This window comes from Amycolatopsis ponsaeliensis, assembly GCF_030182635.1.
GTDB classification, from domain to species: Bacteria; Actinomycetota; Actinomycetes; order Mycobacteriales; family Pseudonocardiaceae; genus Amycolatopsis; species Amycolatopsis ponsaeliensis.
Genome location: NZ_JAPZLD010000001.1, coordinates 421389 through 445904, shown reverse-complemented (window position 1 = coordinate 445904; position 24516 = coordinate 421389). Strand labels below are relative to the sequence as shown.

At 68.4% G+C, this 24516-nt stretch carries 20 protein-coding genes; 14 read left to right on the top strand and 6 right to left on the bottom strand.

Annotated elements, in window-relative coordinates; genetic code table 11:
- Window positions 1-32: 32 nt before the first annotated feature.
- The 3 genes from QQ657_RS01955 to QQ657_RS01945 all read left to right on the top strand — a co-directional run bounded on the left by QQ657_RS01955 (window position 33) and on the right by QQ657_RS01945 (window position 2700).
- The gene (locus tag QQ657_RS01955; protein WP_284740265.1) at window positions 33-1076 is read left to right on the top strand and encodes a DUF4192 domain-containing protein; all 1044 of its coding nucleotides are present in this window, start codon (window positions 33-35) and stop codon (window positions 1074-1076) included.
- Window positions 1077-1476: 400 nt separating this feature from the next.
- Window positions 1477-1977 (top strand): single-stranded DNA-binding protein, encoded by a 501-nt coding sequence (locus tag QQ657_RS01950; RefSeq protein WP_284740264.1) that lies wholly within the window; start codon window positions 1477-1479, stop codon window positions 1975-1977.
- 258 nt (window positions 1978-2235) lie between these two features.
- Complete coding sequence (locus QQ657_RS01945) at window positions 2236-2700, top strand: hypothetical protein (RefSeq protein ID WP_284740263.1); 465 nt, start codon at window positions 2236-2238, stop codon at window positions 2698-2700.
- A 13-nt stretch (window positions 2701-2713) separates the two neighbouring features.
- On the opposite strand, the gene QQ657_RS01940 is transcribed toward QQ657_RS01945, so the two are convergent.
- The gene (locus QQ657_RS01940; protein ID WP_284740262.1) at window positions 2714-3361 is read right to left on the bottom strand and encodes a hypothetical protein; all 648 of its coding nucleotides are present in this window, start codon (window positions 3359-3361) and stop codon (window positions 2714-2716) included.
- Window positions 3362-3525: 164 nt separating this feature from the next.
- On the opposite strand from QQ657_RS01940, the gene QQ657_RS01935 reads away from it, so the two are divergent.
- The 9 genes from QQ657_RS01935 (at window position 3526) to QQ657_RS01895 (ending at window position 12161) form a co-directional block, all read left to right on the top strand.
- Window positions 3526-3915, top strand: a complete 390-nt coding sequence (locus QQ657_RS01935; RefSeq protein WP_284740261.1) for a DUF6283 family protein — start codon at window positions 3526-3528, stop codon at window positions 3913-3915.
- Between the two features lie 68 nt (window positions 3916-3983).
- The gene (locus tag QQ657_RS01930; RefSeq protein WP_284740260.1) at window positions 3984-4805 is read left to right on the top strand and encodes a DUF6283 family protein; all 822 of its coding nucleotides are present in this window, start codon (window positions 3984-3986) and stop codon (window positions 4803-4805) included.
- A 752-nt stretch (window positions 4806-5557) separates the two neighbouring features.
- Window positions 5558-6754: a hypothetical protein gene (locus tag QQ657_RS01925; RefSeq protein ID WP_284740259.1), complete on the top strand. Its 1197-nt coding sequence runs from the start codon at window positions 5558-5560 to the stop codon at window positions 6752-6754.
- Between the two features lie 69 nt (window positions 6755-6823).
- Complete coding sequence (locus QQ657_RS01920) at window positions 6824-7045, top strand: hypothetical protein (protein ID WP_284740258.1); 222 nt, start codon at window positions 6824-6826, stop codon at window positions 7043-7045.
- 545 nt (window positions 7046-7590) lie between these two features.
- The gene (locus tag QQ657_RS01915; protein ID WP_284740257.1) at window positions 7591-8700 is read left to right on the top strand and encodes a tyrosine-type recombinase/integrase; all 1110 of its coding nucleotides are present in this window, start codon (window positions 7591-7593) and stop codon (window positions 8698-8700) included.
- 9 nt (window positions 8701-8709) lie between these two features.
- A complete protein-coding gene (locus QQ657_RS01910) occupies window positions 8710-9051 on the top strand; it encodes a helix-turn-helix domain-containing protein (RefSeq protein ID WP_284740256.1) in 342 nt (113 codons plus the stop codon).
- Window positions 9048-10559: a site-specific integrase gene (locus QQ657_RS01905; RefSeq protein WP_284740255.1), complete on the top strand. Its 1512-nt coding sequence runs from the start codon at window positions 9048-9050 to the stop codon at window positions 10557-10559. Before QQ657_RS01910 ends, QQ657_RS01905 begins: the two co-directional genes overlap by 4 nt.
- Window positions 10556-11560 (top strand): hypothetical protein, encoded by a 1005-nt coding sequence (locus QQ657_RS01900; RefSeq protein ID WP_284740254.1) that lies wholly within the window; start codon window positions 10556-10558, stop codon window positions 11558-11560. Before QQ657_RS01905 ends, QQ657_RS01900 begins: the two co-directional genes overlap by 4 nt.
- Window positions 11553-12161: a hypothetical protein gene (locus QQ657_RS01895; RefSeq protein WP_284740253.1), complete on the top strand. Its 609-nt coding sequence runs from the start codon at window positions 11553-11555 to the stop codon at window positions 12159-12161. The genes QQ657_RS01900 and QQ657_RS01895 overlap by 8 nt, the downstream gene beginning before the upstream one ends.
- An 84-nt stretch (window positions 12162-12245) precedes the next feature.
- Here QQ657_RS01895 and QQ657_RS01890 read toward each other — a convergent pair whose 3' ends face one another.
- Window positions 12246-13100 carry a restriction endonuclease gene (locus QQ657_RS01890; protein WP_284740252.1) on the bottom strand — a complete coding sequence of 285 codons (855 nt, stop codon included), beginning with the start codon at window positions 13098-13100 and terminating at the stop codon, window positions 12246-12248.
- A gap of 284 nt (window positions 13101-13384) precedes the next feature.
- Here QQ657_RS01890 and mobF point away from each other — a divergent pair, with 284 nt between their 5' ends.
- Window positions 13385-18493 (top strand): MobF family relaxase, encoded by a 5109-nt coding sequence (gene mobF / locus QQ657_RS01885; protein WP_350310620.1) that lies wholly within the window; start codon window positions 13385-13387, stop codon window positions 18491-18493.
- On the opposite strand, the gene QQ657_RS01880 is transcribed toward mobF, so the two are convergent.
- Complete coding sequence (locus QQ657_RS01880; protein ID WP_284740251.1) at window positions 18487-19275, bottom strand: NYN domain-containing protein; 789 nt, start codon at window positions 19273-19275, stop codon at window positions 18487-18489. The two genes, mobF and QQ657_RS01880, sit on opposite strands and share 7 nt — an antisense overlap.
- A gap of 79 nt (window positions 19276-19354) precedes the next feature.
- Here QQ657_RS01880 and QQ657_RS01875 point away from each other — a divergent pair, with 79 nt between their 5' ends.
- Window positions 19355-20731, top strand: a complete 1377-nt coding sequence (locus tag QQ657_RS01875; protein WP_284740250.1) for a hypothetical protein — start codon at window positions 19355-19357, stop codon at window positions 20729-20731.
- Between the two features lie 252 nt (window positions 20732-20983).
- Here QQ657_RS01875 and QQ657_RS01870 read toward each other — a convergent pair whose 3' ends face one another.
- Genes QQ657_RS01870 through QQ657_RS01860 form a run of 3 tightly spaced genes read right to left on the bottom strand, consistent with a single transcriptional unit; the run spans window position 20984 to window position 24499 of the window.
- Complete coding sequence (locus QQ657_RS01870) at window positions 20984-22003, bottom strand: YaaC family protein (protein WP_284740249.1); 1020 nt, start codon at window positions 22001-22003, stop codon at window positions 20984-20986.
- 10 nt (window positions 22004-22013) lie between these two features.
- Window positions 22014-22622, bottom strand: a complete 609-nt coding sequence (locus tag QQ657_RS01865) for a hypothetical protein (protein WP_284740248.1) — start codon at window positions 22620-22622, stop codon at window positions 22014-22016.
- The gene (locus tag QQ657_RS01860; RefSeq protein ID WP_284740247.1) at window positions 22619-24499 is read right to left on the bottom strand and encodes a type IV secretory system conjugative DNA transfer family protein; all 1881 of its coding nucleotides are present in this window, start codon (window positions 24497-24499) and stop codon (window positions 22619-22621) included. The genes QQ657_RS01865 and QQ657_RS01860 overlap by 4 nt, the downstream gene beginning before the upstream one ends.
- Window positions 24500-24516: the final 17 nt, after the last annotated feature.

Here is a 24516-nt window from a genome sequence, read left to right as displayed (position 1 = left end):
GCCCTTGCACCCTCTTCTCGGGAAGGACGTTCATGTCCCTCACTCTCGCCAGCACCACCGCCGTCGTCGCCAGCATCCCGGCGCTCATCGGCTTCGTTCCCGACGACTCCCTGATGCTGATCACCACGCTCACCAACGACGACGGCTCGGTCACCACCGGCCCGCTCATCCGAATCGACCTCACCCACCTCACCAGCCACGCCGACGACTGCGTGCTGCAGTTCAACCGGCAATGCGGCGACCTGCCTATTCTCTGCGTCACCGGCATCCTCGTCCGCACCATCGACGAGGACGCCACGAGCGACGACTCGCTGCCGCTGCGCGCCGAGGTCGACACCGTGGTCGAACTGCTGGCCGAGCACGGTTTCACCGACGTCGACGTCGTGCACGTGCCAGCCATCGCCGAGGGCGCGCACTGGCGCTCCTACCTCGACCCCGAGCGCACTGCTGTCCTGCCCGACCCCGCGACCACCGCAGCCGCGGCAGCCGCCGTCGCCGCCGGACACACCATCGCCGCCTCCCGGGACGACCTCGCGGCGCGGTTCACCCCCGCACCGGAGCATCTCCGCTCCCGTCTGCAGCCCCGCATCGCCGACGCCGCCGAATCCGCCGCCATCGACCAGCACTGGCACCTCGCCGCACACGCCCGCCTGGCCCGCGCCGACGCCGCGATCCGCGCCGCCGCCCACGGCGAACTGCCCGCCGACGACGACGCCATCGTCGATCTCGCCGCGACCTTCGCCACGCTGCCGTTCCGCGACGCCCTGCTCGCCGTCCCCGACGACACCGCGCGCTTGGCGGCCGAGAACCTGGTCCTGCACCTGTGGCGCCACAGCTGCGACCCCATCGCCGGCCAGCTCGCCACCGTCATCGCGGTGCACGCCTACCTGCGCGGCGACGGAACAGGCGCGCGGATCGCACTCGAGAACGCCGACCCCGAGCAGCTCATGGTGCGACTGCTCTCGAACATGCTCGGCCACGCCGTCCCGCCGTCGAAGGTCCACCACGTGTTCCAGAACGCCAGCGCCGACGCTCGCTGCACGCTGCTCAGCGAGCCCGCGGTCGATCAGGCATAACGCCATCCCGCAACGCCGTTCGCGTCGGTTCGCGGGGCTGGGTGCGCGATGCTGTGAGCCCGCCGAGCGAACGCCCGTCGCACGCAACCTGGACGGTCGTGGTTGACGGCGCGGCGGTGAGTGCGTGCCACCGGCAATGGCCTCACCCGGCTCGCTGGGACGTGGATCGCCCGAAGGTAAGCACACCCCGGCCGGGGGCAGTGCGTCCCCGAAGCCCGGCCCGATCCGCCCGGGTGAACCAGCCCCTCGACTTTCGATCTCCGATGCCGGTCGAGCAGCGGGCTGGTTCACGCCGGGCGGATGAGCCGGGGCCGGGGACGTCGCCTCACGGCGACCCCCGGGCCGCCGCGTGCTCAGGCTGCGCCGCGTTCCACACCCCAACAAGCCCAAGGAGGCCACCATGGCCGGCGACACCACCATCACCATCATCGGCAACCTCACCGCCGACCCCGAGCTGCGCTTCACCGCCACCGGGGCGGCGGTCGCGAACTTCACCGTCGCCTCCACCCCGCGCACCTTCAATCGCGCCACCAGCGAATGGGAAGACGGCGAGGCACTGTTCCTGCGGTGCACCATCTGGCGGCAGGCGGCGGAGAACGTCGCCGAGTCCCTGACCCGCGGCGCCCGCGTCGTCGTCCAGGGCCGCCTCCAGCAGCGCTCCTTCGAGACCAGCGAGGGCGAGAAGCGCACCGTGCTGGAACTGACCGTTGACGAGATCGGCCCGTCGCTGCGCTACGCCACCACCACGGTCACCAAGAACGCGAAGAACGCGGCCTCGAAGGCCAACCCGGACCTGGTGACCAGCACGCCCGCAACCCCGGCCGAGGACCCCTGGGGTCCGGCCGCCGAGCGGGACCTGGTCGGCGCAAGCGCCGGTGCCAACGACGCGCCGCCCTTCTGATAGAGCCCGGTGTCCGGCCGGACCTTCCCCTCCGGCCGGGCACCAACCCGAAGGCCGGGGCCAGCCTGACGGCTGGCCCCGGCCTTTCTCATGTCACACCACCACGCCCCGGAGGTCACGATGCCCGCCACCCACAACACCAAGCAATCCGCGACGTCCAATACACCGCCCCAGACCCGCCTCGAGCGCACGCGGCGAATGCTCGCACTGGCCCGGAAATCACCCTTTGGGGTAGTAGAATCGCTTTACGCTCGGAGCATGAGCAATCGTTACGGCGTCACGATCCCCGGGCTCGTCCTCGCCGGAGGCACCGGCGTCTACCTCGGCATCCAGCCCTTCGGCTACATCGGACTGATCGTCACACTGTTCACCGACCCCGCCGGGCTGCTCGCCCTGCCCGGCGCGCTCCTGTTCGGTGCGCTGCTCGGGTGCGGAGTCGCCTACCTCAGCCGGCACCGGATCAGGCCCAAGCTCGACCGCGCCAAGCGCTACCGGCTCGCCGCCATCCTCGGCGCCGTCACGCTGCCCGGCTACGTCTTCCTCGCGCACTTCCCCGGCGCCGACGGCGACGGAGCCGGGAACCGCTGGCCCGTCGGCTTCGCGTGCTGCTGCGGCGTCGCCGCGATGATCACCTACTACCGGCGACGCAAGCGTCTGACGCTCGCCCGGCACGCCCGGCGGCTCGCGGATCAGGAAGCTGACCGGCAGACGGCGACGACCTGACTGGGCACGCAGCTCAGTCTGTCTCCTCTCCAGACCACTCGGCGGCCTCACCCACAGGCCCCGGTTCCTCAGCAGCGTCCAGTACGGCGACACCATCGGCAACGGTCGGCTCGAGCTCCGCAGCCGCGGCCGTATCGACGGGCGCCGTCGCACTCCCCTCGTCGTCCGACTCCGGCTCTGCCGCCATCGTGCCGACGGGCGCGGCGTCAGGCGCCTGCCGAGACAACGCCGTCACCGCCTTTGCCGAGATCCCCAGCAGTGCCGCTGTGTCCGCCACGCCGACCTCGCAACTGCGGATCTGCGCCACGGACGTCGCCAGCACCGACCGCCACTCAGCAATCTCCATCTCCGCGTCCGCGCGCACCTGCTCCACGTGCCGCTCGCACTCCGCGACCTTCGCCGCGCGTTGGCGGTCCAGCTCCGCGAGCTTGCGCTCCAACTGGGCCTCAACAGCCGCAATCCGATCCTCGCGCCGACTCTCCGCCGCCTCGATCGCCGTCGCTGCCTCCGCGAACGGACCCAGCGCAGCGTCCACGCGGCGCTCCTTCTCGCGTTCACGCTCCAGCTGTTCCACGCGTCGCTGTCGCGCCGTCTCCAGTCGCTGCAGCGTCGCCGACGACCGGCGCTTCCGCCGCGGACCAGTAGTCCTGCGTTCAACCATGACGAACCTCCCGCGCGCGGGAGGGCACCATCCCAGGCTACCCGCGACGCCACCAGCGCATCGTCGCTTCGGCGGGCCCAGCCGCTATCGTCGATCCCCGTCACGTTGAGGGCCCGACCCGCTGCAACATGCTGGGCCGCCGGCACGACAGACAAGGAGTGGCCGTGAGCTCCGAGCCGCATCGGGCGCAGCCGTGCCGCCAGTGCCCCTGGCGCCAAGACGCGGACCTCACCGCGTTCAGCGAGGCCGACATGATCAAGCTGGCCAACGCCAACGGCTCACCCGGCGCCGAAGCCGCTACCACGGCTCCGGCCATGTCCTGCCACCTCGACCAGCCCGACACCACCCACCCCATGCGGCTGTGCGCCGGGTGGCTCGCGGTCGTCGGCCGCCACCACCTCAGCATCCGCATGGCTCTGCTTGCCGGCACGCTCCCACCTACCGCCGTCACGGCCGACGCCGACTGGCCCGCGCTACATCCCAGCCTCGACGACCTGGTCGCCGAACTAGCTCGCCAGCAGGCCCAACGCCGGCACCCGCGGGCCGCCGGCTGACCGACCGATCTGCTGCCCCATCTCCGCGACTACCCTGTACCTCGGCAACCAGCAAGGGAGTGTTGACCGTGTCGACCCCGACCAGCGACGACGCCACGCCTACCGGCGCCGAGATCCTCGCCGTCCACGACGGCGCCGACGGCTGGGGCGTCGTCACCGCCGCCGCACCCGCTGGCGCCTACCAGGCCAGCCCCTGCGCCCGCTGCCCCTGGCTACGAGACTCCCCCGTCGGCGCGTTCCCGCCGGAAGTGTTCCGCCACTCCGCGCGCACCACCTACGACCTTGCGACTCACAAGTTCGGCTGTCACTCCAGCACCCCCGAGCAACCCAAGACCTGCGCCGGGTTCTTGCTGCGCGGAGCCGCCCACAACCTCTCCGTCCGTGTCCACGGCCCCGACGTCACCACCGCGGTTTCCACCAACCGGCCGCTCTATGACAATTACCGCGAGATGGCCATCGCCAACGGCGTCCACCCCGACGACCCGAGTCTCAAGCCGTGCCGCGACAGCCGCGCCTACCTCGACGATGCCACCATGCTCGACGACGGCGCGCCCCACCCGCAGACTCACCTGGCTCTCGCCCGCGCCGCACGCGTCATCCGCGACTTCATCGTCGCCAGCGTCGGCGCCGACCACGGCGAAGAGATGACCAGCCAAGCGCAGCTGCTTGCAGGCCGCCTTGCCGCGCACGGGCACCTCGCAACCGGCATCACCGCATTCCACGCTGTCGTTCAGCTGCCGGGTGCTGTCATCCGTGACTTCATCGTGGAGTCCGTTGGCGAAGACACCGGCGACGACATGACCGACCAGGCCGAACAGCTACGCCACCAGCTCGCCGCAGCCGGCCTACTTGCCGACGGGGTCTACCAACCCGTCCCGCTCGCGCCGTAGACCTCGACCAGGTATGGCGCCCTGCGTGCTCTGGTACGGGTAGGTCGCGGTACCGCCGCAGTAGCCCCGAGGGGCCACGCCACCGAAGTGGCGAGCTGCGAAACTCGCGGCGGCCCGCTGACGCTCCGACTCAGGGACACGTACGCCCGCGGAGCGCTAGCGGCAGCTTACCTGCGGGTCACCGATGTCGTCGCGCGGCGGGGCCGGAGTCACCGTTTCAGCTGGTCAGACAGCATTTTCGGTGCGCGCCGGCCGTGGGCCCTTTCGCAGGTTCTCGTTGCGTCCGCGGGTGGTGGGTGGCCCCGAAATTGTATCGGTCGCTCCCCCAAATACAAGGGCACCCCAAACTATTTTTGACCGAAAAGCGTGGTCAAAAATAGTTCGAGGCCCCACCCTTGTATTTGGGGCCCCTACTCCCTAGGTCAGGCGTTAAGGGCAGGCCGGGGGCCTGCCCTGGTTGCTTCGGGGCCACCCACCACCCACTCAGCATGTCGTCGCCCATACCGCACCGACCAGTGGAAACAGGCCAACCACCAGGACGGCCGACAGCCACGACGCGCGACGAGAACGACCCTCGACAACAAATCAAACCCATCGCAATTTTGCGCGCTTTAAATTGGCCGAAAAAGTCCCATAAAGAGAGGCTTTCAAGTGGAACAGCACACGCGCCCTCGGTAGTATGGAAATCGCAAGGTGATCGGGAACTGCGAGCCCGAGATCCGAACTCAGCCAACACGTAAGGACCGACTGTCATGGTTTCGACCATCCACCGTAAGCACCGCCGCAGTATCGACCGCGCCGTGCAGGCATTGCGGGAGCAGCCGCCGCGCGTCCGGACCGCGCTCACCGAGCTGCGGAACGTCTTCGCCGACAGCGGCGAGAACCCGCCCGCCATCCTCGCTGCGTGCGCGACGCTGCTCAACACCGACGCCGCGATCAGCGGCGACGTCCTGGCCGCCGTGCGCGCCGCTCACGCCGAGTGGGACAGCTACAGCGAGCAGGAGCGTGCGCTGTTCCATCAGTGCGTGTACACCAGCCAGAGCCGCCGCGCCGTCGCCGTGACCGACGTCAACGACGTGACGGCCATGCTGCGCGAGACTCCCCGACGCGTCTCGGACGCGCTCAACGGGTTGCGGTGGCTCAATGCCCAGACCAACGACGCACACCGCGACGTGTTCACCGCATGCGGGACACTGCTGAAGAACCCCAGCGCCGACCACCCCGCCATCGTCGAAGCCATCCAGACCGCACACCACCTCTGGCCGATCCTCACCCACGACCTGCGCACACTCGTCACATCGTGCGTGTACGCGAGCAAGGCCCGCGCCGCCCACGCGCGCGCCCGAACCGCCGCCCGGCAGCAGGCCACCGAAGCCGAGTCCGCCGATGTGCACCGGTGCGGCAACTGTGACGGCAACCTCGCCGGACTCCCCGAAATGCGGTACTGCTCCGACGCCTGCCGCAAGGACGCCGAGAGTGCCGAGCGCCCGACCGACGGCGAGCACACCACCACGGCCCCCGTGTCCGCCGCCGGGCACGAGCCGATCGAGCAGCAGGCCGCGCGCCGCTACGTCGTCGGCGAAGTCGAAGCCGAGTACGACGAGCACTGGCGGGCGATCGAGAAGGCGATCCCGTCCGCCGGGCTCGTGCGCAAGAACGAAAGCGGCGTCGACGCCTACGAAGCCGAACGCGAGCGCCACCGCGACACCGACGACAGCCGCGAAACCGTGACCGACCTGACCGGCCGCGCAGTGACGGACGATGACTATGACCGGTTGGCCTTGCGCGGCATCGACCCGGATGCGTTGTGCGTGGCGTGCAACCTCGAACGCACCCCCAGCGAGCAGCGCACCCCGAGCACGGACGACCGATGCGAGATGTGCCGAGACCGGAACATGCCGCCGCTGTTCACGTTCGCGCCGTCGCGCGAACTCGCCGCCGTCGCCTGACCACCCACTCGCCAGCGGGGGCACCCGGACCGGGTGCCCCCACCCACTCCAAGACCAGGAGCCGCCACCGTGCGCACCTTTACTGACATTCTCGCCGACATCGACCGCGAGCTAGCCGCCGTCGACATGATCCCGACCGACGAACCCGCCGCCGTCGCCGCCTACCTGCGCGCGCTACTCACCCGCTACGCCCTGACGCTGCCCGACCTCGACGGGGGCGAGGTCGCCATCGTGCCCGCCGCCGCCATCCGTCTCGAACTGTCCTACCTCACCCAGGACAGCCCGAGCTAACGACCGTCCACACAGAACGCGGCCGCCGATCCTGCGATCGGCGGCCGCTTTCGTGTGCCCGGACATCTGGGGACCGCGCCGGCGCCGGCAGACGGCGCCCGGGGCGCCTTAGTGCAGGCGCCGGCGCTCGACCCGAAATTTCGGTCACCACCAACCCGCCTCACCAACCCCACCCCGCCTACCGCACACCGCCCGCCACCACACCCCACCCCGCACCTTCCCCGCCACCCACTCACCCCGCCGACCACGCCACCGCCCCCACCTCAGCCAGCCCCAACCCCGCACACAGCACGTCTTGCAGACGTTCTGAAACCAGGTCGAATCGCATCTGATGCGAACACGCGCCGCGCTACACGCGGCGGTAAAGCGGCGTTCGTGGAGCCCGCCGAAGGGGCGTCGACACGGCCTTCGGGGTCCGAGAGTAGCGCAGGCCAGGACAGCGGAGCGCCATGCCGCGCCGCGTTCGCATCGTGCACTGCAACCAGCTACGATCGCATTAGACGCGAGATCATCGCATCTAATGCGACGGGGCAAAGGCGGATTTTGTGGCGTCGGACGATCGGTTGGCGGGCTCGGCCGGCCTGCACCTGGCCACGGGGGTGCCGCTTCTCCATCCGGAGGAGCAGGTGTTCGCCGCGATGCTGGACGGCTGGTGCAATCAGCTGCTGGCGCGGAACCTGGCACGCTCGACGGTCGCATCCGCACAGCGAGTAGTGCGGCAGTTCGGCGAACACAGCGGCACGTACCCGTGGTTGTGGACCCCCCAGCTGGCCGACGAATGGTTCGCCGATCTGCGTGCGGTCCGGCACCTGTCACTGTCCACAGTGCGCAACTACCAGGGAGCGCTGCGTAGATTCGGCGCGTTCGTCACCGACCCGGCCTACGGGTGGGCAGCCGAGTGCGAGCGCCGGTTCGGCACGCATCCGGTGAAGGTGATCAACGAGGTCAACGCCGCGGTGCACGTCGCGGACTCGGAGGCGGACGCAAGCAAGCGCGCGTTCAGCCGCGTCGAGCTACAGGCGCTGTTCGACTACGCCGACGACGAGGTCGACCGTAAACGAGCGGCGGGCCGCAAAGGCTGGCTGACAGCGTTCCGAGACGCGACGTGTTTCAAGGTCGCCTACGGCTTCGGGCTGCGGCGCAACGAGACGCGGATGCTCGACGTCGTCGACTTCGGGCGGAATCCGCACGGTCCGGAGTTCGGCGGGTACGGCGTGCTCGACGTCCGCCACGGCAAGGCGAAGAAGGGCTCGCCGCCGAAGCGGCGCAGCGTGCTGTGTGTCTGGGAATGGGTGGCCGAAGTCGTCGAGCAGTGGTCAACCGAGGTGCGGCCACTGCTCGGAGTGGACGGCAATCCGGCGCAGTGGCCTTCGGAGCGTGGCTTGCGGATCGGGAACAAGCAGCTCAACCGGCAGCTGGCGACCTACCGCGACGCGCTCGGCCTGGACCCCGCGCTCGACTTCCACTCGCTGCGCCGCGCCTACGTTACGCACCTGATCGAGGACGGCTGGGATCCGCGATTCGTGCAGGAACAGGTCGGTCATGACCACGCGAGCACGACCTCGATCTACACGTGCGTGTCGTCTGACTTCCGTACGAGAACCCTGCGACGGGTGCTGGATGGGACGATCAATCGAGCTCTGGGCTGGGAGTGAGGAGAGTCGATGACAGGCAAGAAGCGGTCGGTCAGCTACAGCTGGCGGCTGCGCGAGGTCATGGCCGAGCACGGCATATTCCAGACCACCGAGCTGGTGGAGCCGCTGCAGGAACGCGGCATCTACCTGTCGGTCTCACAGGTGCACCGGCTGGTGACTGGCAGACCGGAGCGGTTGTCACTGCAGGTTCTGGCGGCGTTGTGCGACATCTTCGCGACCGTCCCCTCAGAGCTGATCGTCACCGACGCGGAGAACGTTGGGATCCGCAAGACCGGCACCGCCGACCGTCCCGCACCGACCGGAGTCACCGAGCTGCGACCCCGGCGCGCCCGGATCACCAGCACCGAATGAGCCGTTCCCGCGAATTCTGCGCCCGCTGCGAGCAGGCGGTGTGCACCGATTGGGAGAAGACGAAGCTGCGTGATCCGCGACTGCGGACCCGGATTCGCTGGCCCGAAGGCCCGGTATGCGTGAAGTGCTACGACGACGCCGTGCACACGCGAGGCCGGTGCGACGGCTGCGACGTCGACCGCCTGCTACCCGGGATCGGCCCGGCTGGAGCGCGGCTGTGCACCAGCTGCGCGGGCGGTCTCGGCGACTTCACCTGCCGCCGATGCGGCCAGGAAGGACCGCGCTACCGCGCCGGAGAATGTGCGCGATGCGTCCTCTCCGAGCGGCTCGCGGCCTGTCTGGACGACGGGACTGGCGCAATCCGGCCCGAGCTGCGGCCGTTCTACGAGTCGTTCCGGGCCATGCCCCGCGCTCGCGGCGGCCTCCTGTGGCTGTCCAAACCGCACATCCCGCCACTGCTGAGCGCACTGGCCGGCGGCGCCGTGCCGCTAACGCACGCCGGGCTGAGCACGCTGCAGCCCTGGCGAGCCGTGATCCACCTGCGCGACCTGCTCGTCGACGCCGGAGTTCTCCCGCCGGTCGACCGGTTCCTGTTCCTGCTCGAGCAGTGGCTTCACGGCTGGCTCTCCTCGATCGAGGACCCGCAGCACCGCAGCATGCTCGAGCGTTTCGCGACCTGGCACGTCCTGCGACAGCTGCGCAACACCGCGGCGAGACAGCCCATCAACCCCGGCCGCGCGAACCTGGCCCGGCACGTCCTGCGGACCTCCGCTCAGTTCCTGGTTCACCTCGCCGAGCACAACCGGCCCCTCGAGGACTGCGGCCAGGCTGACATCGACCGCTGGTTCGCCGCCGATCTCGGCCGCGCGGAGCACTCTCGCGCGTTCTTGCGCTGGTGCATCGCCCAGCGCGAACTGCCCCGCCTGCGGATTCCGTCCGTCGTGAAGAAGACCGGAGCGCGGCTTAGCCAGCCACAGCGCTTGGCCTTCATCCGCCGCGTGCTCACCGACCCGTCCATTCCGGCGGCCGACCGGGTGCTTGCGCTGCTGATCCTGCTCTACGCACAACCGCTGGTGAAGGTCGCGCGGCTGACCGTTGACGACGTCCTGCGCGAGCAGGACCAGGTCCTGCTCCGGCTCGGCGACCCACCGATCCCAGTGCCGCTGCCCTTCGCTGACGTGCTGCTCGACTATGTCGCCAACCGCCCCAACATGTTCTCCGCCACCAACCCCAGCAGTCGCCTCTTGTTCCCTGGGCGCCGCGCCGGGCAGCCGATGCACACGACCTCCCTGCGCCTGCGGCTGCGAAACCTCGGTCTGCCCAGCATCGACGCGCGCACCGCCACGATCCGCCAACTGCTGCTCGAAGCCCCCGCCGCGGTCGTGGCCGGCATGCTCGGCTACCACGTCGGCACCGCCGAAACCCTCGCCATCCAAGCCGGTTCCACCTGGGCTCGCTACGCCGCGGGCGACCACCAACGACCACCACAACCACAGGGAGCGCGATGACCGTTGATGACACCACCGGATCCGAAGCCCGCGCGCACATGAGCGCTGGCTGGGACGGCTGGCCGCACGCTGGCACGCCACTGCACGATGCGACAGAGGCGGGAGGTCTCACCGGATACGTCTACGCCGTCGAGTTCTCGAACAGATGGATCAAGATCGGCGAGACGAACAACGCGAAACGGCGCATCACCAACGAGCATTGCACCGATGCCGCGAAGTTCGGGATCACCATTACGCGGTCGTGGGTTTCCCCCTTGCACCACGAGCGCAAGGTCAGCGAAGAAGCATTGATCGCATACTGCGAGCAGCACGGCCAGCGAACCGCGGGTCGCGAACGGTTCGCCGGTGTCGACTTCGCCGACCTGCAAGCCCACGCCGAGAGCCTTGACTACCGCGCGGTTCCACCAGCACGGGCCATCGACGACATCGACCTCGACCGCATGAAGGCCCTCGCAGCCGACGACAAACTGTGGACGATTGCTCAGGTCGCGGAGGGGTTGGGCCTATCGCTGCGACGAACACGGCAGCTGTGGCGCCAGATGACCGACTGGCTCCAGTACGGCCAAGGAATCTGGCCGCCCAGGCCGGACACCTACCTGACCGATCCGCACCCGGTACAGCTGGAATGGTTTCCGCCCCACCAGACGCTGCTGCCATTGCCAGACGACGACGCAACGGGCCAACCCCGATGGCGAGCCGGAACGATCCGAATGTGGGCAATGCAAACGGGTCGCATGAACCCCGATGGAACCCCAAAACACGCCAAGCCTTCCGGCCGGCCGCGTCAAGCTCCGGCACTTACGGGCTCCGCCGCCCCGGCACCGGGGCCTCGGGCGATGTCACGATCATCCACTGAGAGGGCAAAGCCTGGCCAGCCCCGCCCCCGGCAGACTGGCCAACATCGCACGCCAGCCAAGTCTGCCACGATTTCGGCGACTACTACTGGGACCTCCGACGAGCTCGGCGCTCCCACGGCTGGAACGGAGAGCCGTCATGATTGAGCCTGGCGACATCGCCACCTGGGCGGCCGCTGCCGTCGCCGTTGTGGCTGCCGGCATCGCCGGATGGCAGACCCGCGAGGCCCACAAGTCTCGGATCGCCGCGCAGGCCCAGGCGACCGAGGCGGCCAAGTCCCGCGAGGCTGCTGAAACACAAGCCCGTGCCGCTGAAGAGCAAGTGGCGCTGATGCGTGCCGACCGCGACGAACGCGACGCGCCGGAGTTCTCCGTGTCGGCGGTCGACGCATTCACCGACGATGCGAATTCCTTCGCGGCCAAGGTCGTGCTGCGCATGGAAAGAGGCCGGGCGCTGCGTTCGCTGACCGTCACCGCCACAGGTGACTACCTCGACAAGAATCCCCTGTACCGCTTCACCGACGCCTCAGGCGGCGTCGCCGCTGGCATCCAGCTCACCTTCGACGACATCCGCAACGGACGCGAAGTCGTCTTCTACGCCCAGACCAAGGACGGCTACGTCGGCAGTACCGTCGACCTCGAGTTGACCTGCCACGAACGCGACGGCGAACGCACCTGGCAACGTCACCACGCCTGCACCATCATCCCACGCCCTCCGCGTACCTGGCCGACCTTCAGACCCCTCTGACCGGGGTCACTCAGAAGAGCAGATGAGTGCAGCCGACGCGCTGACGCGCGCCGAGCTGGCGGACCCTGCGCGACGAAGGGACGCTCAGCTGTCGAGGTTGTGCCACTCGTCCCCGAGCACCCACCGAAGCGCAGAAATCCGACCCGAGAGGTAACCCCAAGCCCAGTCCGATTCGACATCTTTTGCAAGCTCCTCGACGCCATACTGCTCCTCTACCCGGCGCTTGGCCGCGAGCATTCCCGCCTTGATGTCCTCCGCCCAGTCGTACTGGTCGACATCCTCATCTGCGGGCTTCCTCCCGTACCAGAGCCGATCCATGAGCTCCGACTCGGACCGCAGGATCTCCGACACTCGTCTCAGCGTGCTCGTACCCACATCGTGCCGGAAGGCGAGGTCGAGGTTCTTCTCTACTAGTCGGAGGAGCTGCGGCTTCTCCCACACGCGAATGCGAAAGGGCGGGCGGTTTGTGCGCTGGTAGTCCGCGATCCAATCCTTCGCGCCGTTGGTGAGGTAGCCAGAGGCAATGAAGAGCACGACCGCGGGACGCTCGGCGTTCGCCCAGGCGAGCGTCCCCTGGAGTGCGTCGGGTGGCACTCCGCGCTTGTAGTGCTTGCAGTCGACGAACCACTGCTCTTCGTACTCGTGGCCGTCGATGTCTCTTAGGGTCTTACGGGCAACGATGTCGCGGCCCCGGTCAGAGGGCGACGACGCTAGCGGTGTGCCCTTCCGCCAGTCCACGTTGGAGAAGCCGCTCTCGGCCATGAGATCGAAGCAGAACTCCTCGAAGTCCGTGGGCGACAGCCCCTCGAAGTCGAGGGAGCCGAGCGCGAAGTCGTCCTCCGACTCGGCAAACTCCTCCACCCGCCCGTCAGCTCGCTCCTCGGGCGGCTGCTCGCTCGCTGCCTGTTCATCGGCTTGCTCGTCCGGCTCACTCTCCATTCCCTGAGTATACGAAGCGGTGCGAAGTGGATGCCTGTTGGCAGCCCGGATCGACGGCACGCACTAGCCAACGGCCAAGCACTATTCGGCAACGCGTCCGTCGATACCTCGACCGGGACGATGTCGCTCGCAGCCGCTTTCGGAGCCGGGCTCCTGCCAAGACAGACTCCATAATGCCTTAGGCCTTGGCGTTTCCAAGGTTTCGCACACGCGCCGACCGAATACGCGTCGTTACCAGTAACCGGGTGGGCGTCGACGCCTTTTCGGCGTAGTCTGGTGTGGACATGATGGGCTTGCGGAAGCTGAGCCCTGGTGGTCATGAGTACCTCACGAACACGGTGGCGTGCGCCGATCGCAGCCGTGAGCTCGCACCCGGCGAGCTGTTAAGTGACTACTACCTCTCCCGTGGATACCCAGCAGGCCAATGGTTCGGCGCCGGAGCAGAGCACTTAGGACTCTCCGGCGCAGTCACCCCTGCCCAAATGAACGCCCTCTTCGGCGAAGGCCGGCACCCGAACGCCGACGCCATCGAAGCCGAGATGATCGCCAACGGCGCTACCGCCGCAGAGGCGCTGAAGGCCACCCGCCTCGGTCGGCGGTTCCCGCAGTACTCCGCACTGGACCACCTACGCAGCCAAGTCTCCCAGGCGTATAAGGACCACAACCGCCAGCACGACCGCCCGATCGGCGCGCCCATCTCCGCGGCAACACGCGCCGAGATCCGCCGCGGCATGCAATTGCAGGCCTACCGCACAGCCCACGACGGCAACGGTCCCGCCGACGACAAAGAGCTGAACGGATGGCTGGCCGAGCAGAAAGGGAACCTCAAGTCCGCGGTCTCCGGGGTCGAGGCCGTGTTCAGTTACGACAAAACCCTCTCCATCGCATGGGCGATGGCGTCGCCGTCCGGACGGAAGCGCATTGTCGGTATGGCGCGTCAGGCGGCCCTCGACACCGTGACCTACGTGGAACGCAACATCGCCTACACCCGCCGCGGGAACATGGGCGAGGCACAGGTCGACGTCAACGGGATCACCGCGGCGATGTTCGAGCACTGGGACTCCCGCGCCGCCGACCCGCACCTGCACTTTCACGTCCTGATCTCCTCGAAGGTGCAGCGCAGCGACGACGGAGAGTGGACCGCGCTTGACGGGCGCACCATGTTCGCCGCGGCGGTCACCGCATCGGAGTACTTCGACAACCGCCTGCGCGACCTGTTCCGCGAGCAAGGCGCTTCGTGGGTGCAGCGCGGCGCCGAGGGCGTGGCCATGAAACGCCCGGTCTGGCAGCTCGAAGGGATCCCTGTCGAGCTAGTGAAGCTGTTCTCCCAGCGCCACCGCCAGTTCGAAGCCGCCCGAGCCAAGCGCATCGTCGAGTTCACGGCCAAGCACGGGAAAGAGCCGACGCCGAAGGACATCTTCGCCATCGACCGCGCCGCCCAGTACGACAACCGACCCGGCAAGCAGCCACCCAAGACGCTTCCGGAACATCTCAAGGCGTGGCGCGAGCACGCGCTGAGCATCGTGCCCGCGAAAGTTCTGAACACGCTTGCCGACCGAGTGTTCCTCAGCGTACGCGCGGAGCCGGATGCGTTCGACATCGCCAAACTCACCCAGGCGACTCGGGGTGTCGTGTCGGACAACTACAGCCACTTCTCGTGGTGGAACCTCGCCGCCGAAGCCCACCGCCAGACGGCGCACCTCACGGTGCCAGTCGACAAGCGCGAACAGCTCGTCGACGACGTCGTCGACACGATCCTCGCCCAGCCCGACACCCTCGCCCTCGTCGGCCCGACCGCGGTCAACGAACCCGCGTCGCTGCGCCGGCGCGACGGCGAGTCAGTGTTCGTTGAACACCGCTCCACCCGCTACACCACCACCGCGACCCTCGCCGCAGAAGGCGACTTGGTCGCGTGGGCGCGCCGCGGCGGCGGGCACCGCCTGCGCGCCGACACCGTAGAGAAGGCCCTCGCCGGGCAGAAGCTCAATGCCGGGCAGACGGAGATGGTGCGCCAGTTCGCCCGCTCCGGGCGGCGCCTGCAGCTCGCGTTGGCCCCGGCCGGGGCGGGCAAGACTTCGGCGATGAAGGTCCTGGCAACTGCGTGGCGGCGCACAGGGCACCGCGTCTACGCCTTCGGTCCCTCCGCCCGGGCGGCCCAGGAGCTCGGCGCGTCGATCGGGGCGAAGCCGCACACGCTGCATCAGCTGACCACCGCTTTGTGGTTCGGGTTCGCCCACCGTGCGTTCCCGATGGAGGCCGGGGACCTGGTGATTGTCGACGAGGCAGCAATGGCCGGCACCCACACCCTGCACAAGGTCGTGAAGTACGCGCTGAACAACGGCGCAGACGTGCGGCTGATCGGGGACGACGCGCAGCTGGCCGCGGTCGAGGCCGGCGGTGCAATCCGGCTGATCGCCCACGACGTCGGCGCCGTGCGGTTCCGGGAGATCGTGCGGTTCCGCGGCGAAGACCGGGAGGAACAGGCCGCGGCGTCGTTGCAAATCCGGGCCTGGAATCCCAAGGGGCTCGAGTACTACGTCGACAGCGGCCGCGTCTCCGACGGGTCGCTGGAAACGATGCGCGACGCCGCCCGCTCGCACTGGCAGGCCGATCTCGACGCCGGTGTGCAGTCGCTGCTGATCGTGCCGACCAACGAGGACACCGTCGCGCTGAACATCGACGCCCGCGAACGGCGCCTCGGGCGTGGCGCGCTCGACCGGGGGCGGGAGGTGGAACTACACGACGCCACCACCGCGAGCGTCGGCGACTGGGTCGTCACCCGGCACAACCAACGGCTGCTCTCGCTGTTCGGGGGAAAGGACTTCGTCAAGAACGGTGACGTCTGGACCATCACCGACGTCCACGCCAACGGCAAGATCACCGTGCAACACAAGGTGCACAAGGCGGCGATCACCCTGCCGGCCGGGTACGTCCAGGCCCACGTCGAGCTCGCCTACGCCGCCACCATTAACCGGGTCCAGGGCATGACCAGCACCGGCAACGCCCACCTGCTGGTCCCGCCGACGATGACCCGCGAGCAGTTCTACCCCGGCATCACCCGCGCCATGCTCGGCAATTTCATCTACGTCGTCACCCACCACCACGTCATCGACCAGCACCGCGAAACCCCCGACCCGGTGTCCCCGCGGTCGGTGCTGACCGGGGTGCTGAACCACTCCGGCGCCGAGGTCTCGGCCACCGAGACCTTGCGGGAGGCGCAGGACGAGGCGGTGTCGATGGGCACGCTGGTGTTGCGCTACAACTACACCGCCACCTACCGCGACGAGGACCGCTACCGCGACGTCCTCACCCGACACGCCCCCTCAACAGTCGATCTCGACAGTGAGCCGGCGCTGATCCAGACATTGCGCAACGCCCATGACCTCGGCTGGGAACCCGATCCCCTTGTCGCCGCGGTCATGCGCTGGCGCCAGTCCCTCGACGACGCCGACAACCCGGGCGCGGCGCTGCAAGCCCGGATCCGAAAGCACCTTGAACGCCGTACGCCGCCCTCACCGACCGCTCCGCCCCACCCTGCGGATATCACTCGCTGGCGGGGCATCGTCGACGCAATCGCGCCACACGCCGCCGTCGAAGACCCGGAGTGGCACAAGATCTGGCAGCGCGCGGCCGGCGGCCTGGCGGTCGGATTCGACATCGAGGCCGCCCTGACCGTCGTCGCCCACCAGCTCGCTGCACGTCCGGCAGTGCCGGATCCGATGCCGGATGACCGCTACGCCGACGCCGCTCTCGCCGCCGAACTGGAACGCCGACGTGAGCGCGGAGAAGCCCACGTGCGCGCCGTTCCCTGGCTGGCCCGCCCCGACTTCGCCCACGTCCGCCACCACCCGGGACATGCCCAGTACCTGCACGAGATGAACCACGCCATCGCCGAGCGCGTCGAGCACCTGCGCGCTGCGGTGATCCGCGACCAACCCGCCTGGGTCTCGGCGCTCGGGCCGCGGCCAGGCAACCCGATATCGGCCGAGGACTGGGACGACCTTGTCGGCCTGGTCGCCGCCTACCGCGAAACCTTCCGCATCAAGGGCGAGTCTGCGCTGGGCGCCAAGCCCGATAGCCACGGCGCGCGGGCACGCGCCTGGCACACCCTGACTGAGCGCTGGGATGCCTTCGGCCGCGCGCAAGCGCACCCCTCCGCTCCAGCGAAGGCACGCACGACCGCTCGGACCGGCGAGCTGGACGATGTGTTCGCCGAGTTCGAGCACGCCGAAGAACGAGTCGTCCTCGAGCCCCTCAACGTGCTCCTTCGCCGCTACGAGCTGCTGGCCCGCGACGGTGATGAAGACCGTTACCTCGACATCCTTGCCCGCTACGTCCCCGGCGCGATCAACGCCGGCGCCGAGCCCGCCGCGCTGAACGCGCTCGCCAACGCCCAGGATCAGGGCTGGCAGGCCGAACGGCTGGTCCGCAAGCTCACCGACGACAGCGGCTTCGCCTGGGCCAGCGATCCGGCCGCCGTCCTGGCCAAACGCATCTCCACGCACCTCAGCGAGCACCGGCCACCGGCACGGATCGGGACGCCGACCGACGAGCAGGTCGACCGGTGGCGCAGCATCGTCGCCGAACACCTGCCGGACGCGATGGTGACCGACGAGCAGTGGGGCATTGTCTGGCGCCACGCCGCCGGCGGAACCGCACTCGGCCTCGACGCCGACACCGCCCTCACCGAAGCTCTCACCGGCCTCGCCGGCGACATCACCGGCGGCGCCGACGGTGACTACCGGCGTGCCGGTGAAGCACTCGTCGCCGTGTTGACCGACCACCACCGGGCCGGCGAAGGGCTACACGCCGCGCTCCCGTGGCAGGCTCAACCGGACTTCGGGACATCCGGAGAGCACCGCGGTGCCTTGGAGGGTCTGGACGGCCTCAACGGCGAGATCGCCGCCCGCGCCGACCAGCTGCTCGACCAGGCGCACCGTGAACAACCTCGGTGGGCCGCCCAGATCGGTCACCGCCCCCACGACTCCGGCCAAGCTGCGAGCTGGGATCAGGTCGTCCGGCTGGTCGCGGCGTACCGTGAAACCTACGGAATCACCACCACCGATGCCGCCTCCCCGCTCGGCCTGCGACCCGCCAGCAACGACCCCAAAGCCACGGCCTGGGACCAGATCACCAACCAATGGAGGCAGCTGATGACCACACCAGACCGGCAAGACGCCGCGTCGGATGCGATGCTCACCGTCGAATCCCGCCACGACACCCTCGACGCCCTGCGCGACGAATTCACCAGCGGCGTCGCCGCACGCACCCAACAGCTCCAGGATCAAGACGAGAAGGAACGGCGGGAGGCACGCCGCGACGAGGCAGAGGACGAGTACGACGACCGCCGGGAAACCTCCGGCGACGACCTGCACCGCGGCATGGGTTACTGACCGGCCCGTTGATCCGGGTCGGGCCGCTGCCGATCGTCCAGTACGTACACGACGCTGGCCTTCCCGTCCGGTGCGGAACGGCGCTCGAGCTGAAACAGCGTGGTGGCTTCGATCAGGCCGCTGAGTTTCGGGTAGCCGTAGTTGCGGGCGTCGAAGTCCGGGCGCCGTTTGAGGATGATGTTTCCCACGGCGCCAAGCGGCGCCCAACCGTCCTCATCGGAGGCAGCGTCGACCGCGCTGCGCAACAGCGTCACCAGTCCGGTGTCCTGCTTCAACTCGGCAGCTGATCGTCGCGGGCTTGGCTTCTCCGTCACGCCTACCGGGCTCGCCGTGCTGGCCACGCGGACCAGGTTTTCGGTGTAGACGAACTTGTCGCACGCCGCGACGAACGGAGCCGGTGTCTTGCGTTCCCCGAATCCGTACACCGTCAGCCCGGACTCCCGCAGCCGCGAGGCGAGGCGGGTGAAGTCACTGTCGCTGGATACCAGGCAGAAGCCGTCGAACCGCTCGGTGTAGAGCAGGTCCATCGCATCGATGATCATTGCCGCGTCGGTGGCGTTCTTGCCGGTGGTGTAGGCGAACTGCTGCATCGGCTGGATCGAGGCGGTCAGCAGCTGTTCCTTCCAGCCGCGCAAGTTCGTGCCGGTCCAGTCGCCGTATGCGCGTTTGACGTGGGCGGTGCCGTACTTGGCGACCTCTGCCAGCAGTCCGTCGATGGTGCCGGGCTGGGCATTGTCCGCGTCGATCAGGACAGCCAGCTTCGCCGCATCGGAGTTGGCCACGGTGTCCTTCCCTTCACCTGCTACATCGGTGATCGTCTATCGACGCGCCCGGGCGTGCGACTCTGCGATCTTTCCAAGCGTGCACGACGCCGGCTCCGGAGGCAACCGGACGCCCCAAGCGGCCTTCGTCATCGCCGCACACCGGATTCCTCTCAGGCTGATTGCGGCGATGGCTGGCGCGGCCCTAGCTCTGAGTCCTCCGGCCGATCGCCAAGTGACCCTGCCTCGTCCCGGAACCGGTGGATCGAGTGTGATGGTCGGTATGACTGTCTTTTCGGAACTCGAGCGCACCGATCCCTCCCCAGGCGAGCACGGGGACAGCCACTTTGAGTTCCTCGACCGGGTGGCGGGTCCCTACTGGGACCAGGTCCGGGGTCTGATCGAGGACTGGTTCTCTCGGCTCTGTCCGGACGCCCAAGCGGACGTCAGAGGAAGGTTGCGATCCCGTGATGACCGGCAGTACAAAGGGGCCTTCTTCGAGCTGTACTTGCACGAGTGTCTTCTCCGGATGGGTTACGCGGTGACCTGTCACCCGGAGATCGAGGGGACCAATCGCCGTCCTGACTTCCTCGCGGTGAAGGATGGCGCGGCGGTCTACGTCGAAGCTCGCTCAGCGTCGTCCAGCGATGTCATGGTGGGCGCGGCTGCGAGGGTCAACACTCTGTACGAGTCGCTTAACAAGATCGACAGCCCGAACTTCTTCCTGTGGATCGACGTGGAGAAGCAGGGAGGCGACCCGCTCCGTGCTCGCCCGCTGCGCTCAAGACTGGAAAAATGGCTTACGGAGCTGGACCCGGACGCCTACACGGATCGTGGGAACGGCCGCGACGACTTTCCGAACCTGCCCTACGAAGCGAACGGGTGGCGAATCCAGTTCCATGCTCTCCCGAAGTCGGCTGAGGCACGCGGAAAGGAGGGCGTGAGGCCGCTGGGGATCTTCGGTGGTGGGCATGCCTTCTTGGTGCATGACGAGGAGGGGATCAAGAATGCGCTGAGCGACAAAGGATCCGCGTACGGCCCGCTCGGTGCTCCGTATATCGTCGCGGTGGCGTCGAGCAGCCTCAGCACCGATGACTACGACGTGAAGAACGCGCTATATGGCACTGAAGCCCTGTTGATCGGCACCGGCCCTGGCGGTGAGACCGACCCGGACGCTGTCGTCCGCAGGCCCGATGGTTACTGGTTCAAAGGTGACCATTGGGGGCATCGCCACGTGTCGGCGGTGCTCGTCGTCAAGCAACTTCACCCCGCCTTCGTAGGCACCAAGCAGCACACCATCTGGGAGCACCCCGACCCTGAGTGGTCCGTCCCGTCACTCCCGATGTGGCGGCGATCTACCGTCGACGCCCACGGTGTAATGCACTTCGCCGATCCTGCGCGCACGCCCGGGGAGTGGTTCGGCTTGGCAGACCCGTGGCCGATCGGGGAGCCCTTCCCGGACCGGAGGCGCCCCTAGACGGTCAGACTAGCCCCCTAGCCCGGCCGACATGCGTGTTTCACGGCGACCTGTCACTCAGCCCCATTGCCGCGCCCAAATCGGTGCTACGACGGAGTGGACCCTGGTTCCGCGTCGTCATCCAGCTCCACGACCTCAAGGTTCTCTGGTGGCGCAGCGGACTTGCGTGCGTCGGAGACCTCTTGAGCCTCCAGGGTGAAACGGTCGGTCAGTGGCGTCGCCCCAACCCGCACATGTGCCGGCAAGGGGTTGTTACGGGGTGACTTGGCGGAGAGTCTCCAAGACCAGCCGCGGCACGACGTGGAGCGCTCGCCGGAGAAGCCGCTCGATAGGTGTTGCGTATCGGCTAGCGTCGACGTCGATGTGGGTCGCCCACTCGCCGGGCTGGTACCTGGCGAGCATCGACAAGGTGTGGAGAACGGCCCACCAAGTCATCAGCGGATGGAGAGTGGCCACGTTGGCGCCAACTGTGGGAAAGAAGTACAACTGGCCCAGGTAGGAATGGGACATCGACCTCAGGTACTTCAACCGCGTAGCACTGTCCACCGAGGTGCCATCTTGGACTTGCCAGTTCATCGTCAGCTCGGACCATCCGTCGACGTGCACCGTCATCGCCGGCAGGTCCGGATCACGCTGAACGTTAACGTAGTTGTGGTAGTCACGAGCACCTGGGAATGCGGCGAGGTATCCGTCCAACATGGCTCGATCGACATTGCCCTGGCCGAACCGAGGCGGGAATCCGACAACCGGAACACTGACCAGTGGATGCGGCTCGTCCCAGAGATCGCGGTCCTCCATCCAGAGCGGCGTCCGCCTTGCGCTGCCTCGGTCCGCCAGCGGCGCGCGTTCGTTCTCCGGCAGTGTGTCCCACAGCTCGTTTAAGGGCACCGGTGTCTTGCCCCACACCGGCGATCCAAGCAAGGCCGAAAGCCGCACGAAGCTGCCCGCGCTTGACGGCTTGTCGGTAGCGACGCCCACGGAAGGCAGGTCTGTGCTCAGGTTGATCGACGCGATCCCGTGTCCTTTCAATTCCCATTCTTGAAGGGTGGACGCTGCTGCGATTGCCCGACCTGCCTGGCTAAGGCCATAGAAGACCTGCAAGGGGCGGGTGGACGTGCCGACCACGGCCGCGGCCCGGAACATCTGTTCGGCCTGCTCCAGCGCCGATACGTAAGTAGCGGCACGAACTCGATCAGCGGAAGCTGCACCGGGCGGGTGCCAGCGAGTTTCCCGTAGTTCGTCCCACGCCGTCTCGCCCAAGTTGTCCTGCACCCGCGACACTCTATCCGCCGCGTCGTTCGGGGGTGTGGCGGTCGATCAATGGCGCGGCACCGACAGGCTTGTGAACCTCGGTCAGGCACTGCTGGTGAGTCCACTCGGTGATCATGCGTTCGGCGAATCCGGCGCGCCACCGGTCGTGCCAGTACTGGGCATCGCTGGCCTTGGCGCCCTTGCCGACGTGCGCGGCCCTCCACGTGTAGGCCAGCGTCGCCAGCTCCGCCACCAACCCGGGATGCTGCGGCCAGCAGTCCGGGATCGCGACCGCGCGCGTCCCGCCTTTGCCGACGTAGACGGCGTTGTAGTACTGCACGAAATTGGTAATCGTGAACACCGGGGTCTGCTCTCGGTGCTGCTTGTCCTCCGCTGCCGGCGGTGCCGGGAACGGCAACCACGGCGCCAGCCGCGGTTTCTCCTCGGCGTCGCTCTCCAGCTCCGCGATCTTCTCGTGGAGCTGCTCGATCTCCGACTGTTGGACCTGCACCCGCGCCCATAGTTCCTCGGTCATCGCGTCGAGCTCGGCGCGCGACCGCGCGGATTGCTGCGGTTCCGGCTGCGTTATGTCGTCCGGTTGTTCGGGTTCCGGGGTGGCGAGGTCATCGTCCTCGGTCATCGCCGCGGCTCCCGAATGTGCGGACCGCCCGCCAACGCCGACGGGAGCGGGCGGAGATACCCATCTGCACCGACTGGGGTATCACCGCGGCGGATCGCGGCGACATCGGCCTGCAGCTGGGGCCAGTCCGGCCGTTGTCGCACGTCAACGGTGCGGCCGAGGATCGGGCGGAGATTGCCGTGCAGGATCAGGACCCGGTCGCGGTCGAGGGTGCGGATGTCCCCGGCGCGCAGCGTCGGGACGGTTTCCTCGCCGCTGGCACCGCGTCCGGGGCTGAAGATCCCGTCGCTGTGATGCTGGTGGGTGCGGCGGCGGTGGTGCCCGGACAGCGTGGACAGCCACTCCAGGGTCTTGTCGTCCTTCAGCCCGGGGAACGCGGTCAGGGTGAGGGTGTTGTCGATCAGCTGCAGCCGGCCGGGCTCGCCGTAGAGCTCGTCCAGCTGGGAGCGCGACTGCGCGGACCAGTGGATCAGGACGCCCCGGCCGGCGGAGTCGGCGATGATCGCCGGCAGCCGCGGCACCGGCGTCCCGGCGAACAACTCGTCCAGGATCGCCGTCGTCGGCGGTTCCAGCCGGCGCCGTTCGTACCGCAGCGCGGTGTCCTGAGCCGTGGTGAGGATCTGCTCCACCAGGGCAGTCAGCACGGCGCGGGCCTGGGGCGCCTGGTGCTCGCCGGCGACGATGAACAGGCTGCCGCGGCGGCGCAGGAACTCGTCGATGTCGAGTTCCTGCCCCGGCGCGGGGGTGGCGAAGTACCGGATGGCCGGGTTCATGAACGGCTCGATCGCCCGCCGCACCGACATCCAGACCGCATCCGCGGTCTCGGCGACCATCCCGATCTCCGAGCGCAGGTTGAACGCCAGCTCAGGGAACCGTTGCCGCAGCAGCTCCACCGGCTCCTGATCCGGCGGCTTGGTGACCGACCAGACGACCAGGTCGCTCACCGTCCGGTGGTGCAGTGCGGCGGCCAGCAGGTAGGCCTGCAGCACGATCGTGGCGCGGCCGCGGAACACCGCGTCGTTGCCGCCGACGTCGTCCAGCCCGAGTGAGGACGCTTCGATCAGCGTCTCCGCCCGTCGCAGTGCAATGGCGGGATCCGCGCAGCCGGTGACCGGCGACCAGCGAGCATGCGCCGGCCAGGACAGCGTTCCGGTGGCGTCGATCACCAGCACCGGCCCGGCATCGGGGCGGCGGGCGCGGGCCAGCAGACACCACTCGGCGAGGTCGTTCTTCGTCGTCGACGCGATCAGCGCGCCCGGCGCGGCGAGGACCTTGTGCACCAGATCCGTCCGCGACTTGCCGGAACGGGTCGGCGCGATCGTCCCGGTCGGGGTCTCCAGCGAGGTCACCAGCCGCTGGCACCGGGGGCCCCGGTGCAGCGGGACCGCGATCTGCTCGACCGGCGCGGTCCGGCGCTGCTCGTCGGTGAGGTCACCGCGAGTCCACACCGCGGTCTTGCGCGCGGCCGCGACCGACAACGTCGTGGCCATCTCGCGGCGGCTGGCGTGTCCCGGGTCGACGGGCCCCACCCGGCGCCAGACCGGGATCGCCGTGCCGACCGTCAGGCCGACGGTGAGCATGGTGATCGTGGTGAACCAGATGTAGAACGCCAGCTGGTGATCGCTGATGGCGCTCGACCACGGGCCCGGCAAGTGTGGTCCTGGGTCGGCGACGTGGAAGGCGACGCTGAGAGCGAAGCCTGCCCACGTGGTGATCGGCGGCCACGTCCAGCTACCGGCGTGAAAACCGGTAACCAGGACGACGGCGGTGACCACGATCGCGCCGAGGACGCAGATGATCGCCAGGGCGGCGATCGCCAGGCCCATCAGGGCGACGTCGCGGTCGAGGTTGAGGGTGTCGGTGCGTGTGCGCGGCATCGGCCGCTCCTCCCGGA